11 protein-coding genes are annotated in these 15087 nt (G+C 39.0%); 7 read left to right on the forward strand and 4 right to left on the reverse strand.

Annotation, left to right across the window (positions count from 1 at the left end; genetic code table 11):
• Positions 1-347: 347 nt before the first annotated feature.
• Together IGI46_RS23515 and IGI46_RS23520 are read right to left on the reverse strand one after the other, a co-directional pair.
• A complete protein-coding gene (locus IGI46_RS23515) occupies positions 348-1232 on the reverse strand; it encodes an IS3 family transposase (RefSeq protein WP_429963057.1) in 885 nt (294 codons plus the stop codon).
• A 14-nt stretch (positions 1233-1246) separates the two neighbouring features.
• Positions 1247-1930 carry a transposase gene (locus IGI46_RS23520; protein WP_429963056.1) on the reverse strand — a complete coding sequence of 228 codons (684 nt, stop codon included), beginning with the start codon at positions 1928-1930 and terminating at the stop codon, positions 1247-1249.
• Between the two features lie 729 nt (positions 1931-2659).
• Between IGI46_RS23520 and IGI46_RS23525 the strand changes: the two genes are divergently transcribed.
• From IGI46_RS23525 to IGI46_RS23545, 5 genes are all read left to right on the forward strand, one after another.
• On the forward strand, positions 2660-6694 hold the full coding sequence (locus tag IGI46_RS23525) for a SpaA isopeptide-forming pilin-related protein (protein WP_429974392.1): 4035 nt from the start codon (positions 2660-2662) through the stop codon (positions 6692-6694).
• Entirely contained in the window at positions 6675-8327 is a 1653-nt protein-coding gene (locus IGI46_RS23530; protein WP_429974393.1) for a SpaH/EbpB family LPXTG-anchored major pilin, read from the forward strand. The genes IGI46_RS23525 and IGI46_RS23530 overlap by 20 nt, the downstream gene beginning before the upstream one ends.
• Before the next feature lie 60 nt (positions 8328-8387).
• Positions 8388-9203 (forward strand): class C sortase, encoded by an 816-nt coding sequence (locus IGI46_RS23535; protein WP_429974394.1) that lies wholly within the window; start codon positions 8388-8390, stop codon positions 9201-9203.
• Positions 9204-9519: 316 nt separating this feature from the next.
• Entirely contained in the window at positions 9520-9912 is a 393-nt protein-coding gene (locus IGI46_RS23540) for a hypothetical protein (RefSeq protein ID WP_429965457.1), read from the forward strand.
• A gap of 269 nt (positions 9913-10181) precedes the next feature.
• Positions 10182-10511 carry a hypothetical protein gene (locus tag IGI46_RS23545; RefSeq protein ID WP_429974395.1) on the forward strand — a complete coding sequence of 110 codons (330 nt, stop codon included), beginning with the start codon at positions 10182-10184 and terminating at the stop codon, positions 10509-10511.
• A gap of 94 nt (positions 10512-10605) precedes the next feature.
• Here IGI46_RS23545 and IGI46_RS23550 read toward each other — a convergent pair whose 3' ends face one another.
• Positions 10606-11025 (reverse strand): DUF3788 family protein, encoded by a 420-nt coding sequence (locus IGI46_RS23550; protein ID WP_429974396.1) that lies wholly within the window; start codon positions 11023-11025, stop codon positions 10606-10608.
• Between the two features lie 120 nt (positions 11026-11145).
• On the opposite strand from IGI46_RS23550, the gene IGI46_RS23555 reads away from it, so the two are divergent.
• Together IGI46_RS23555 and IGI46_RS23560 are read left to right on the forward strand one after the other, a co-directional pair.
• Positions 11146-12057 (forward strand): helix-turn-helix transcriptional regulator, encoded by a 912-nt coding sequence (locus tag IGI46_RS23555; RefSeq protein WP_429974398.1) that lies wholly within the window; start codon positions 11146-11148, stop codon positions 12055-12057.
• Between the two features lie 160 nt (positions 12058-12217).
• Positions 12218-12817: a viroplasmin family protein gene (locus IGI46_RS23560; RefSeq protein WP_429974399.1), complete on the forward strand. Its 600-nt coding sequence runs from the start codon at positions 12218-12220 to the stop codon at positions 12815-12817.
• An 83-nt stretch (positions 12818-12900) separates the two neighbouring features.
• Here IGI46_RS23560 and IGI46_RS23565 read toward each other — a convergent pair whose 3' ends face one another.
• Entirely contained in the window at positions 12901-15087 is a 2187-nt protein-coding gene (locus IGI46_RS23565) for an alpha-galactosidase (RefSeq protein WP_429974463.1), read from the reverse strand.

Here is a 15087-nt window from a genome sequence, read left to right on the forward strand (position 1 = left end):
TTCCTTTTCATTTTGCAGCAATTACGAGATGTTTGTTCAGTAGTTTGGAAAAGTACGTACAAGCTTCTGAAAGAAGTAGTTTGATGATAAATTAGGTACTTTGATACTTAAACCACGAAATAGTGTGTGGAAAATTTGTGTTTTCCGCAAGCCGTTGGTAGTCAATGCTTTGTTTTCTCCCCGCATGGAAGAACGAGTCACTAGAAAATTTACTTTTTAGTAAAGGAAAGAAGCTATTCAATAAATGGTGCGCACCCCGTCAATAGGACAGTGAAATAGTATAAAAATTTTGTGGACTGCTCATCAAAAATAGATGAGTAGTTTTTTTTTGAATATACCTTGGTGATTTATGCAGCTTTGTAGTAATTGTTGTGAAATTCCATCGGCGTCATTACTTGTAATTTTCGTTGGTAACGTCCAGTATTGTAGTACTTCATGTAGTCAGTAATCATTGTGACGAGTTCTTCGCGACTGGTAAACTTTCGTCCATAATAGTTTTCTCGCTTAAGCATTCCCCAGAAACCTTCCATAGGCCCATTATCAGTACATTTCCCTACACGAGACATACTCTGAATCATATCGGCTTTTACGATGCGGCGGAAGAAGTTCACATGGGTATATTGAAACCCTTGATCACTGTGGAAAATTGGATGAGCCTCTGGCTCCAATTCGACTGCTTGATCAAACGTATCAAAGACCAAGTCCAAATCATTGGTGTCACTCAGTACATACGTGACAATGCGGTGATCGTAAAGATCTAGAATCGCACTCAAATAGAGTTTTTTGACTATTGGTCCAATAAAATACTTGAATTCTGAAACATCTGTCACCCACTTCTGATTCGGCGCCTCTGCATGAAATTGGCCACGCAAAACGTTCTTTGCTTTGTAGTACGGAGCATAAGCACGCCTTGTAATACAATTTGCTGGATGTTTTATCCTCGATTGGATTTGTTCATGACGACAGATGCGTAAGACTCGTTTATCGTTAACATTTATCTTATAGGTCCGCTTCAATTCATCTTTAATTCGACGATACCCCATATCTGGATGCTTCTCATGAATTGTTCGAATGTCTTTTGTGATTTGACGATTGATTTGTTCACGTACACTCTCTGGATGTTTCAACCAGCGATAATAGGCAGAGCGTGTTATCCGCAAGAGTTCGCACAAGGGTTTTATCGGGTAGTCCATTTCTTCGTGCAAGAATTTGATTGCTTGGTAAGCAGCCACGTTTCGAAATTACCCTAACGATTCCTCCTCTCCAATTCCCTCACTTTTTTTAACAGGTCATTTTCCATTCTCAATTGTCTAATCTCACTCTTCAATTTGGCTAGCTCAATTGCTTGTTCTTCTTCTGGTGTTCGGCCGACTTGTTTCGCTTTGCGTCGGCCTCGCCGATCTTGAAGCCCGTCATAGCCTCGCTGCTCATACTTCTTCACCCAGTTATAGACGTTCTGATAGGACACTTGATACTTGATTGCCATCGCTCCATAATCCTTATTATTGGCTAGACACTCTAATACAATCTTCAGACGTTCCTCTTGACTGGTCTCACGGGTTTGACTCATTCTACTTCCACCACTTTCTGATTTGAAGTCTTTATGAGTATTATAAACCTTGATCCAGTCCTGTAGTTGCCTCTTGCTTCTTAATCCATACTTTTTGGCGATATAAACTTGGCTGCCTCCACCAGTAAAGTAATCTTGAACGGCTATCAGCTTCAAATCCTTCGAATAATTGTTATTCTTTCTTGAAGCAACCAAACCTGCGGCTCCTTCATTTTCATACAAATTGCACCATCGTTTGATTGTTTCTGTGGAAACCTGTGCTTCCTTGGTGGCTCTCTTCAAACTGATCTCATGTCTAAGATAACTCTCGACAATCTTTAGACGTTCTTCTGGACTCAGCTTCATCCTTCTTTTTCCCATAACAAATACCCCTATCTAGGATTTAATTATTTCCTTGTCCTAGATAGGGGTAGCATATCAAAAATAAATCAGCCTTTTGTTTCAGGCTGTTTTTTTGAATGCTTTTGATGGGTGCTTTGGTAGATAAGTTCTAGCGAAATGAAATATATTCTGTGACAATCGATTATGCTTTGTCCTTTTAGAAATTCCCACAGCACCTATCAAAATTAGGTGTTTTTTTTTGCATGAGCATATCAAAAAGTAAATCTACGTACCAACGTGTACCAAAACCACTTGATTAACGAAATATTCATCTAGTACGGCAACGGGTTTAGGAGTGTTACTTTTTTCTAATAGTATAGAGGACTGTTCAAACAGGCGGCGTTATTTATACAGGAGAGTTTGTCTTGCCTTCAAATTGCACACTTAATTCCGGTCGAATAAGAAGGTACGTAAAACCTAATAAAATGTTCTAAAAGTTATTTCTCTTGTCAAGCATATCCTGATTTTATATATCATTTTCTCTTGAGTGGAGTAATTAGTTTATAGATTTACTTATGATATACATAATCTGTGCAAGGTATTTCGGCATAATATACATTAAAAGATTGAAATGAAGAAAACTGTATAGTAAACTTAGAGTAATCTTAGTTATATTTTATTTTTAAGGCAACATATTTTTCTTTAATTAATTTTTCTAGATATAATTATTTAATCTCAATGTTCATACTAAGTAAAGGGAAGAAGGGGATGAAACAAAAGATGAATACTTTTTTTAAAGACGAAAAAAATATTTTTTGTTTGTTTGTTATTGTTATTCTCTTGTTTTCTACTTTGGTTCCAACACTTTCGCTCGGTCAATCACAGGAAACGACAACTCCTTCTTCTGAGCTTTTGAGTGAAAAGGTGAGCAAGTATGATGAGTTGTTATCCAGTACAGAAAGAGTGGAAGAAGCGTCCGTTGAAAGCAGTACTAACGGATCAAGTGAATCAATTTCTTTAGAGGAAAGTACAACGGAATCTTCAACCACATCGCAGGAAATCCAGACATTTCAAGGGAAAGCTATTGCAGGAGATATTCTTAGTTCAGTAGTTGTAAACGACTGGGAACTATTTAGAGATAAAAATGGCAGTCGTGAATCATTGACAGCAGAGCCTAAGAGTACTGCAGCTTCGAACCAAGCCTATACCTTTGGCTTCTCTTGGACTATTGTTGCTGAAAAGTTAGAGAGAAACCTGTTGCCTGGCGATTATTTTGTTTTGGAAATCCCTCAAGTTGAAGATTCTAATAGTGGACATTGGTATGCGCCGGGAAGTGCTTGGAGTACAATCACGATTGATACTGAAGAAGGGCCAAAACCAGTTTATCGCTATCGAATTGAACATTCTACAGAAAAGGATAAACAGGTTGTTCGTGTCGAATTTTTAGACGGAGTAGACCAACTTCACATTAATACCTTGGATACTGAACTAGAGTTTCCAGGATTCATGAACTATGTGATGAAGGAAGGAACACAACAAGTAACCTTTGGACAGGATAAAGATGGGAATGCACTAGCAAAAGCAATAACCTTTGAGAAAACACCATTGAATGCTGCGAATGGATTCTCCTACAAGTTTGGAGGAGCAGCTTCCAACAATACGATTCAGTGGGGAATCCAATTTAATGGTGCTGCGAATGTTGAATTGGGCGGAGATGAAGTAAATTACAGTGTAAATGGTGGTGCAGGAAGCCAGAATCAAGGTTTTTATCTAAATAAACCTGATCGAGATGTATGGAATCCTTGGGGAAGTCATTACACGGATGTTGACGCGCCCATCGGAAAAGAGGGCGGCGGTGAATTAGGTGGTTATGTAGAAGATGTATTGCCAGCCGGTGCTGAGCTGGCCGCTTTGACAATTGCTGCGTATATTCAAATACCGATTGGTTTGACACCTGAAAACTATAATCAGCAAACGGGAGTATATCCATCTTCGGTAGCTGGGTATCAATCGTTTGTTTTAGCAGATTACGGGAGTGGTCCTACATATCGCTCGGGTTCGGATACTGAAGCGATCCTTAAACCCAAGGTAGGAACGGGTTTTTCTTTGCTGACACAAGGAACTGGTGAAACGAAGGCAGCATTCAAGCAGAGAATTCAAAGTACACCTTATCAATACGGTGTTTATAAAGAAGCTTCTGGAGTATCAACCGTCATGATGCACTACGGTTCACTGAAGAAAGCAGATAATCAGCAGCAAAAACTTAGCGAATTAACAACCAGTCCATATACAGGCAGGACAATTACGAATCCGATTTCGAATCAATCGGTGAACATTACTGAATTTGCTGCTCAAGCAGCTGACTTCTCAATTAAGCTCGGGTACTACGCTGAAGAGGATCGTGAATTATTAGAAAATTATTACTCCATTACGTATGGTGATTCAAATGTCATCAAAGGAGCAAGTGCATCATACAATATTTCTCTAGCTATTCGTTATCCACCAGATACCCCATCTGGTGAAATAGAAAACACTTCGGAAATTTATACGCATAGTGCGTTAACCTTGAATCGCCCCACTCCAGAAGCGATGCCGAAAAGGAATACCGGTAAGGCTGATTTACAAAATCCTTACGGCAGTATCAGCTTGAATGCCAATCAAGTACTGCTGCAAAAATTTGATGTCGAGCGCGATGCAAACGACGGTTACATTCCAATTAATGGTGCAAAATTCAAATTGCAAGTCAAAAATGGCACGAAGTGGGCGGATGTCAAAAAGAGTGATGAAGTAGTTTATTTTACTACTGATGGCATCAGTTATTATGAAATAGAAAATGGCGTCACGGTAGAGAAAATAGCAAATGGATTAGTGAAGGTTGATTTTAGTGCATTAGGTTTAGCTGATGGGACGTATCGTTTTGTCGAGACCGAGGCTGCAGCTGGTTATGATGAAGAAAACTCTCCTAACTGGAATGGAGAAGCCGTTGTATCAGATGAATTTGCAATTCCTTCAGCTACTTCCAAAGGACCGACAGTAACAGTCTGGAACAAGAAATTACCACAGGCCAAATATACTGTTAAACACTATGTACAGAAAAATGAAGTAAGTACAGCAAAAGATAATTTCAGGCTGGATAAAACAGAAGAAAAGTCAGGTTATATCGGACAGAAAATTATTGGCGAACCATTGCTGGAGTTATTAACCTCTTATAACTATAGTGAGGTTCTATCCATCGAGCATGGATTGATAGAAGGGCGCGTAACTGCAGATGGCGAATTAATAATAGAGTTGTACTATACTATCGCTGCGGAGGTACCTTTCACCTTTTATAAGCAAGGATTAAACGGTGATATGATGCCGTCTGTAGATTCAAACGGTAATCAGCTATTTGATGAAGAAGGTCGAGAAAAAAAGGTAGTTTTTGATATTTATGAGTATATTGGACCAGATCGCCCGGTAACATATCCAGACGGAACAGGACCGAAAAGCAAACCTGGTGATTGGAACAAACTCTATACTGTTACGACGGATGCATTAGGAAGAATTCGAGTTCCTGAGATTAATGATCCTGCAGAGTTAGCGAAATATTATGCCATTGTAGAGGTGGAGACCTATCCAGGGTATGTTTTGCCAGAAAATAAATTAGACCAAAATAGCGACCGAGAAGTTTATTGGGTTGTCCGATTGAGCGATGAGACTATGTTCTCCATGCCAAGTTGGGCGCATGGAACAGAAGTAGACAAGCCGGATTTTGAAAAACCTAGCAGCAATAACAACAATCAGTATATCTTGAAAAATCGTAAGCCTGAGATTTCTTTATTCAAAGTGAATGAACGTAATGAGCCTATGCCGTCGTCTGATAAACAAAAAGTTCAGTTTGATATTTATCGATGGACTGCGGGCGGGTATTTTAATGAGAGTGATCCATATTATTGGTCACCGCAATGGATGAAGCTGGACTCAAATGTGACGACCGATAATCAAGGATACTTTGCGAGCATTGGGAAGACTGGATTAAGTGGTTCTGAAAATAAAAATTTTGATTGGTATGCCATTCGTGAAACCAGTACCTACAGCGGATATCAGCTAGCAGAAGGCTATTGGTTAGTGAAAACTGGTTGGAATCCAACCACGCAGCAGTTTGAAATTTTTGACGTGAAATACAAAGTCGTCCAAGAAAATGCTGGTATTGATGCCGAAAGTCCTGGTCATAAAATCAGTGACGATAAAAAAGATCTGTACTTAACTAACAAAGTTAAGGCAACTAGTTTTTACAAGGAAGATGGGCAACAAAATCCGTTAGGTGGAGTCCATTTCTCACTCTATAAGCCAAAAGCAGGCGAGGCTGGTGAGACGGGAAGCGAAGATCCGGAAGCAGTAAATACAAAATGGGATTTGACAAATCCAATTGAAAAAATAAGCAGTGAAAGCAATTCCGATAAGGGAAAAGTTACTTTTGAAGATATTGTCCAAGGAGATTATTTATTGGTAGAAACAAAGACGCTCCCTGGTTATCAGCTGCCCTTAGGCTCTTGGATTATTACAATTAATTTTTATGGTGAGATTGAAGCGATTAAGGGGCGTGGAGACCCTTTACCGCCAGCATTCCGAGTGGAAGCGGGCAATTACTATTTGCCGAATTACTTAATTAATAGTCTGCCGAAAGCAGGTGGCTATATGAGAATGGCATTAGTGGTACTAGGTATTGTTTTATTGGGTTCTGGGATTATTCTTTCACAGAACCGAAAGAAATCTAAACGAATGAGTGAGAAGGGGAAAGAAGATGAGAAAAAAAATAAGTAAATTAATCACAATGCTATTCATTTTAGCAACAATCTTAGGTGGGGGGCTTTCGGCGCTTGCTGCACCAGGTGCAAAACCAACCAAGGGTGACTTAACGATTCATAAACACTGGGCGGAGACAGCGAACGATATACAGGGCGAGGGTACTGGTGAGAAATTGAACCCAGGAATTACCAATCCTGCTATTTCTGGAATTCAATTTGATGTGTATCAGTTAGCACCAAAGGGGAATCCACTTGCACCTGCCACACCGCCATCGGATAAAGATGGTTGGACGTACACAAGAACAAATAATGAATTAACTGTGGCAAAGGGAGCAGTTGAGCATAAGTACGATTTGACTAAGAAAACTTCAGCTACTACAGGTGGCAAGACCGATACCAATGGTGAGCTAAAATACACAGATTTACCTGCTGGCTATTATTATGTAGAAGAAAACTTAGCAGCTTCAACTGGGTATCAAGTACAAGGTACTGGCAATGAAGACAAGAAAATCACCTCGGGGGCAAAGCCTTTTATTGTAGCAGTCCCAATGACGTCTGCTGACGGCACAGATTGGAATGACGATGTCCATGTCTATCCAAAAAACCAAGGTTTGAACCCCGAGAAAAAACCGGAAAAACCATCGGTAAACGTTGGTGACAAGGTGAAATGGACCATCACGGCTAATGCACCAGCAGACTTTGCAGACTATAATCAATTTGTAGTAACCGATGAGCTGGATAAACGATTGAATTATGTTGGTACACCTGCTCATAGTGTAGTGGTAAAAGGAATTGATGCTAGTTCTAATCTTTTAGTGACACTGAATAATCCTGCTGATTATACTGTTGCTCATACTGCAGCTACCCCTGCTGATAAAGAAAAGATTGTCATTACGTTAACAACAGCTGGGATTGCTAAATTAGCTGCAGCTACTGGGATTGAGAAAATTTCCATTGACTTTGAAACGACAGTCAACGGAAATATTCTAAATGACGACGAAAACAAAATCGAGAATAAAGCCGATATTGACTTTGAGAATGGTTCAAGTGAAACGGGAAAAATTACGACCGATCCTTCTGAAATACACACAGGTGAGATCAAAATCAAAAAAACTTACTCCGGTGGCGACACATCAATTAACAAAAGTGCCCAATTCCAATTAGCAACTTCTGAAGCTGCTGCTAAAGCAGGAGAATACTACCGGGTTGTTCTAGATGCTACTAATACACACATCGAAGACATCGTTGCTCCTGGCGAAACAGGATATGACACGGCTAAGAAATGGGTCGCAATTCCATCGCATGCTATTAAGAGTGAGACGTTAGGACTTGACGGAGATACCTTCTACGTTGAATCCTTTGAAGGTCTTCAAACCTACACAGAAAACGCTGGCGGAACAAAAACGTACAACAAGTATTATTTAGTGGAAACCTTAGCACCAGATAAATACAACTTGCTAGACGGACCAGTAGAGGTAACCTTTGAAAATGCCAATACTCAACATATACAAACAAAGGATATTGAAAACAAACGTGGATTCACCCTACCAAATACTGGTGGAGCAGGTACGTTGCTAATGGTGATTGGCGGAATTATTTTGATCGGTTTAGCAGTTCTGTTAACAATGAATAAGAAAAAAGCTGCGTAATTGAGGTAAAAAAGCCGAGAATTCTCGGCTTTTTCTCTGCATAGGAAAGGTAGGTTGGGGATGAAACGAGCCATTTTAATCATTGGATTATTAATTTCAGGGGTCGGTATCATCGTATACCCATTCTTGGGAAATTATTTTAATCAGAAAAATGCGACCCAAGTAGCTGAGAGCTATCAAGAGAAGGTGGACCAGCTAACGCCTGAGCAAATTGCTGAAGTCTTTCAACAGGCAAAAATTTACAACGAAAATTTATTAGGTCAGCCAGCTCATGATCCTTTCATACCAGGATCAGGCATTGTGATGCCTGCCAATTATTATCAAGTATTGAGGGTTAAGGGAATAATGGCTCAGGTTGAAATTCCTAGTATTGATGTGAATTTGCCTGTTTACCACGGAACCCAGGAGGATGTCCTGCGCAAAGCCGTGGGACATTTGGAAGGTTCTGCTTTACCGATTGGTGGCGAAGGGACCCATTCGGTACTGACCTCCCATACCGGCTTAACTCACGCAAAGTTGTTCACTGATTTAACTGAACTGAAAAAAAGTGATCTTTTTTATGTTCATGTATTGGATCAGACCCTAGCTTATGAGGTAGATAAGATCTCAGTCATTGAACCGGAACACACAGAACTATTAAAATCAGTAAAGGGAGAGGACTACGTGACACTATTGACCTGTACCCCTTATGGAGTCAATTCTCACCGGTTGTTGGTCCGTGGAAAACGAGTTCCTTATGATCCTAGTAAAAAGGTGAAGAAGAAAAAGTTGACTACTGAGAATCATTTGTTGTTAAAAACAGCATTGATAACCAGTGGCATCATGCTGCTATTAGTCTTACTAAATTATTGGCGAAATAAACACAAATCTAGTTAAAAATAGTTATCTTACCTGAAAGTTATAATAAATAAAATACATAAGCTGCCTCCTGAATTTTAGAATATAAAATTTGGGAGGCAGCTTATATGTACATCAAAATTTAGTTAGTAATTGAAACAGTATGAATTAATTTTCATCTAATCGTTTGAGATGCTTTTGATATATTAAGAAAACTTTTTCAAAGAAAGAAATTTTAGCCAATCTAGATCATTTCAACGATAAAATGTAATCCTTTTTAGCTATATTACTATATAATAGAAGTATGAGGTTACAAGAGTTTTATTGAATATACAAAGAAGGTGAATACGACTATATGAAAAAGTTTGCGTTAGGGAAATGTTTATTATTTATGGTTCTCACAATTAGTATTGCTGCTTTGAGTGCTTGTGGGGAGGAGAAACCGAATATCCGTAATATCTTAATAGAGAACTCGGATAAGTGGCAACTAGTTAGTGAGCAAGGTTCGGTTGAAATGATCTTTGGGGGGAATGGTATCGCGGAATTGTCCAACGACAATGGCGAAGGGCAGGCCACCTATGAAATTAATGAACGTCAGACGGAGATAGAGCTTCAATTTATGCAGGAAATTTACTCAATCAAAAGTGGAACTATGAAAAATATTCAGGTAGAGAATGACGAATTAATTCTCGCTGACTACACTGAAAAAGACAGCGAGGCAAGTGTACCGATTAGACTTGAGAAATAGCAATTTAATAAATAATACCCAAAAATGGGATACAATCAGCCATTCGTTTTATGCGGGTGGCTGTTTCTTAAAAAAAGATTAGGTATATAGTAAGTGATAACATGCTAATACGTACACTTATTTAAAAAAAGAGAAAAGACTAGTTAGATTATGTATGGGATAGAAAATTTTGGTTAAAAAAATAGTCCAAAGTCTCATAAAGTTGATTACAACAGGCATTTACTAGGGTAAACTATAAGTAGAACGATACGGGGGAGGGGTTGGTAAAAATGAATCTTGAAAACGAGAAAGCGGGAATTCTCGCAGGGTTAGAACAGCTTTACTTGAGAAATAAACAGGAAGAAGGCTATTCACAGCTGATGAATTATTTAGATTCTATTTCTTCAGTATTTATTGCTAAGCGGCCGAACTCTGAGCTGCTGCCTAAACTACGAACTGTGCCAATTGCTCGACTACGTAATGGAAACGAAGTAGTGCTGCTTTCTCCTAGCCTGCCTCTATGGATAAATAAAACTGAGCAAGAGGACGAAGCGGATGCTGAAATTGTTGTATCTGGATTGACTCGCTTGATTGAAATTGAATGGGCGATTAATGATTAAAAATAGATGCAAAGAAGCTTACGGCAGTAGCCTGCTAGCAAGTTTTTGTTATTTATAAAAAAGAGAAGCTGCAACCAGCTTCTCTTTTTAGGGCTCAATTTTCCACTTTAATCGTTACTAGCCTTTTAAAAACACTTAGGTCTTCCGTATCTTTCACTAGAATGGCGATCGATCGGCCTTCAACATAGGCTTTCGAAGATCTTAGATTTTTTAGTACATCAATTGGCAAATTGGCTTCTTCAGCAGCTGCAACAGCTTTTTCACCAAAAACAAAAGTGGCTTGCAAATGAGCATCCTTTGGTATCAGGTAAAACATTGTACGTTTATTTGACTTTACTACATAGGTCCAACCAGCTGCTTTAGTGTAGAATTTCCATTCTCCTTGTGTGATTCCACCGAATTGTTCTACAAAATGAATGGCCTCGTTCCAAAGAAGCTGTGCTTCTTTTAATACGGACAGCAACATTGTATCATCTGGTGTAGTAGCTTTATCATCAAATATACTAACGGCCATGAAAAACTGCTCCTTTCTGAATAACCTACATTTATTATATCAATTCAACATGACAAGATATGTCATGTTGAATAATTTTTAATTAAACTGTGTTAGGATTATAGAAAAAGGAAGAATTCTATGCAAATTCAACGATTATTTGCCCTGACTCATTATCTACTGGCTAATCGCTCCGCAACTGCTGCGGAATTAGCTCAGCGTTTTAACGTATCCCTTCGAACTGTATTTCGAGATATTGATATTTTGAGCAGTGCAGGAATTCCGATTTATACTTCGCAAGGAACAGGCGGTGGGATTTTCATAGATAATGATTTTGTCTTAAGCAAAACAACTCTTACTAGTGAAGAGCAAAAAAAGATTTTACTTTCACTAAGCAGTCTGGCAGCGACTAAACAAGATGACCTATCTTTTTTATTAGAAAAGCTATCAGGCTTGTTCCAGAACCAACCATCTGATCTGATCGAGGTAGATTTTTCCCGTTGGGGACGCACAGGTGAAGACAAGGACAAATTCAATAAAATCATTTCAGCAATCAGTAGAAACCAGATGCTTGGTTTTTCTTATATCAATATGCAAATGGCACAGAGCAATAAAATTGTGATGCCAATAAAGCTTCTTTATAAATCTCAAGCCTGGTATTTAATAGGCTATTGCCAGGAAAAGCAGACGTATCGAACCTTTAAAATTACTCGAATGTCTGAGGTGTTTGTAAAAGTAGAAACCTTTGATCGGAAGAATCTGCCAGTGAAAGAACTGGACAAAACGGAACAAATCTCTTACACAATGATCCCCCTCGTTTTAAAATGTTCAGCCGAAATGGTGCATCGCTTATATGAAGATTTTCATGAGTCACAGGTTACCATAGCAAAAGATGGAACCGGCACATTGCGAGCGGAGGTTCCTGATACACCATGGCTTTACGGATTCATTCTTTCCCTGGGGGGTGAAGCTGAAGTTCTTTCACCGTTACGTTTGAGAAACAAATTATGCCAGATGATAAAAGAACTGATGAACAGGTATAGTGAGGATTAGCTTTTTATTCAACAAAAGAATAAGGAAAAACACTTTCAAATCAACAAATGATAATGAAACAATTCCATTAGATGTTTAAATAATATACTGTAAAAAAACTGCAGGTAAGTTATAATTACTTGCAAACTGATTTCATAGTTTCATGGGAGGTAATAAGTAAGTGGCAAAGTTTTACGCAATTCGAATTGGAAGAAAACCAGGAGTATATACAACCTGGAACGATGCACAAAAGCAGGTAAAGGGCTTTCCTGGTGCAATTTTTAAATCGTTCCCGACAAAAGAAGAAGCACAGCAATTTGTGAATATGAGTTCAGAGAAAAAAACAGTAAATCCTGATGAATACCAAGCATATGTAGATGGCTCCTTTAATAAAGCTCGGCAGCAATATGGTTCTGGTGTCGTTATTTTAAAAGGTGAAAAAGTGATAGAGAAGCTTTCCTTCGGTGGAAATGATCCTAAATTTATCTCTAGTTATCAAATTGCTGGCGAAGTGTTTGCTTGTATCGAGGCAGTAAGATGGGCAAAAGCAAACCAGATTGATGAGATTGCGATCTTTTACGATTACCAAGGAATTGCTTCTTGGGCTGAAAAACAATGGGCAGCTAACGCAGCTATATCAAAGGCGTATGTTGCTTTATTTGATGAAGTGTCAAAAGACTTAAAGGTGCGCTTCGTTAAGGTAAAGGGACATTCCGGCGACAAGTTTAACGATTTAGCGGATGAGTTGGCCGACAAAGGTACACGGATGGAAATAGGATAGCTTTGCTGATTCTTTGTGACAGTAAAGTTTCCAACCTATAGATGGATTGCCAGTTGTGAAAAGGGCTTTAAGCTGTAAATTGCTTAAAGCCCTTTTTCTATTTGTACCAACTTTATTTTGTGAACGATAAAATCGCCTTTACTATTTTCTAATGCCAATCCGCAATTCGCTAACTCTGAACCCGAATAGACTTGCTCGGTGGCAGAGTCTTGATACAAACAGTCTTCTTTAAGAAACGGAATTTTTATTAATAGAGACAGTTCATATACTTCATATTGATTGCGAAAAACGTAAACTATCGCTTGTTCCATTTCTTTATCAGTAAACATCCAAGCACAATAATTACTGCTGAAGGGAGAAAGTAAACGATAAAAGTTTCCTTGTGTAATTAGCTTACGTTCTTCTTTATATTCCTGTAGATGATCACGAATAATCTCCTTTTTTTTAGGAGAAAGGTCAGTAATGTTCATCTCATAGCCCATATTCGTGGAAGATGCTAGGGCCGCTCTAGTTTCAAAGGATATCGTTCGATTGGTTTGATGGTTCGGTACATCAGAGACATGTCCTGTCATAGCTGAAATTGGAAACAAATAACTAGCACCGTATTGGATCTGTTGGCGATCTTTTCCATCGGTATTGTCACTAATCCAGGTTTGGGGAAAATAGTAGAGCATTCCAGGATCTAACCTTCCACCACCGCTAGAGCAATTTTCGAATAAAACGTTGGGATAAGTTGTCGTTAATTCATTCATAATGCGATAGAGTCCCAAAATATAACGGTGAGAATATTCAGAAGCCTCAAAAGACTGGAGCTGGGAAAAGGGATCCGTCATATGTCGGTTCATATCCCACTTAATATAACTCACATCAAATGTGTCAATTGCTTGAGATACAGTGTCAATAATAAATCGTTGAACTTCCCTATTAGTCAAATCCAGTACGTATTGACTACGCCCTAAGAGCGGTTGATAATTTGAGCTTCTCATGACCCACTCAGGGTGCTGTTGAATTAAGGTTGTTTCCGGTGAAATCATTTCTGGCTCAAACCAGAGCCCAAAACCAATATTTTTTTTCTTTGCGTAGGCTACTAACGGCTGAATACCTTTAGGGAACTTCTCTTGATCAATTACCCAATCACCGAGGGAAGTTTTGCTGCTGTTTCTCTGGCTGTACCAACCGTCATCTAGTACTACGGTTTCAAACCCCAGTTCATCAGCTGCATCAATTAACTGCTTGATTAAGGTCTCATTAACATCGTAATAGGTCATTTCCCAGCTATTAATCAGCAGCGGACGTACTTGATTTTTCCAAATTGGAGGAATCAAATGATCTGCAAAAAAACGATGAAAGCTTTGCGAGCATCCGTTGAAACCTTGGTCACTATAGGAGAGCAGGGCTTGCGGACTTTGAAACGAGTCACCAGGATTTAACTGCCAGGAAAAGGTTTCGCTATTTAAGCCAATTTGCAACCGCAAATGATTGTACTGATCACGTTCCAGCAAAACCTCATGATTGCCGCTGTAAATTAGGGTCATAGCATGAACGTCCCCTTTATTTTCAGTTGCCTCCTTTGATAGTGCAAGATAGGGCGGATATTGTGGGCCGCTGGCACCACGAGAGCTGCCAATTTTGAATAATCCATGTTGAATCGCACTCCGGTTTAACTGATACTCTTTTTGATGAGTCCCGTAAAAAGTTGTGACGAGTTGATCATCATAGCTAGCATCTACCGAGGCACTGAAAAGCCTAGTAAGCTTTATTGATTTTTCGCTTTGATTGTTTACTTTCGTCGAGCGAACAATCACCGGAGAGTTTTCGAAGATTGTATAGGACAAAGCAAGTTCAATTTGAGCGATTGGATCAAACAAATAAATAATGAGTGTTTGAGCTAGTTCCTCCGTATTCCTAGCATGAGGGAGATCGTCCAATTCAATGGCTTTGTTGATAATTTCATATCTCTGATAATGAAATCGAGTAATTCTTTCGCTATTCTTATGTTCAATTTGGACAGCAGGGTTTCGAAAATCACCTTGGTGAGCAACGGGAAGCTCAAAAGGCAAAAATTCTGGTGAGACTTCTGGTTTTTCATTATCAGGTGCAGCTGCAAACGTTCGTTTCTTTAAAATGGGACGGTTACTAAAATGATAACTGCTCAGGCGTTTTCCCCAATAGCGATGGATTAAATAAGTTTCTTCAATGACTTCCATAATGTAGCTGACTTTGCAGTTGTGTAAGCTGAAGGTGTTAGTTTGTGAACAATAATGAATCAT

Origin of the sequence: Enterococcus sp. AZ163, assembly GCF_050498925.1 — a bacterium.
GTDB lineage: Bacteria > Bacillota > Bacilli > Lactobacillales > Enterococcaceae > Enterococcus_A > Enterococcus_A ferrettii.

Coding starts and splice junctions, on each gene's coding strand:
- IGI46_RS23520 (WP_429963056.1), bottom strand. CDS start 1,930: ATGGGAAAAAGAAGGATGAAGCTGAGTCCAGAAGAACGTCTAAAGATT.
- IGI46_RS23525 (WP_429974392.1), top strand. CDS start 2,660: ATGAAACAAAAGATGAATACTTTTTTTAAAGACGAAAAAAATATTTTT.
- IGI46_RS23530 (WP_429974393.1), top strand. CDS start 6,675: ATGAGAAAAAAAATAAGTAAATTAATCACAATGCTATTCATTTTAGCA.
- IGI46_RS23535 (WP_429974394.1), top strand. CDS start 8,388: ATGAAACGAGCCATTTTAATCATTGGATTATTAATTTCAGGGGTCGGT.
- IGI46_RS23540 (WP_429965457.1), top strand. CDS start 9,520: ATGAAAAAGTTTGCGTTAGGGAAATGTTTATTATTTATGGTTCTCACA.
- IGI46_RS23545 (WP_429974395.1), top strand. CDS start 10,182: ATGAATCTTGAAAACGAGAAAGCGGGAATTCTCGCAGGGTTAGAACAG.
- IGI46_RS23550 (WP_429974396.1), bottom strand. CDS start 11,025: ATGGCCGTTAGTATATTTGATGATAAAGCTACTACACCAGATGATACA.
- IGI46_RS23555 (WP_429974398.1), top strand. CDS start 11,146: ATGCAAATTCAACGATTATTTGCCCTGACTCATTATCTACTGGCTAAT.
- IGI46_RS23565 (WP_429974463.1), bottom strand. CDS start 15,087: ATGATTCATTATTGTTCACAAACTAACACCTTCAGCTTACACAACTGC.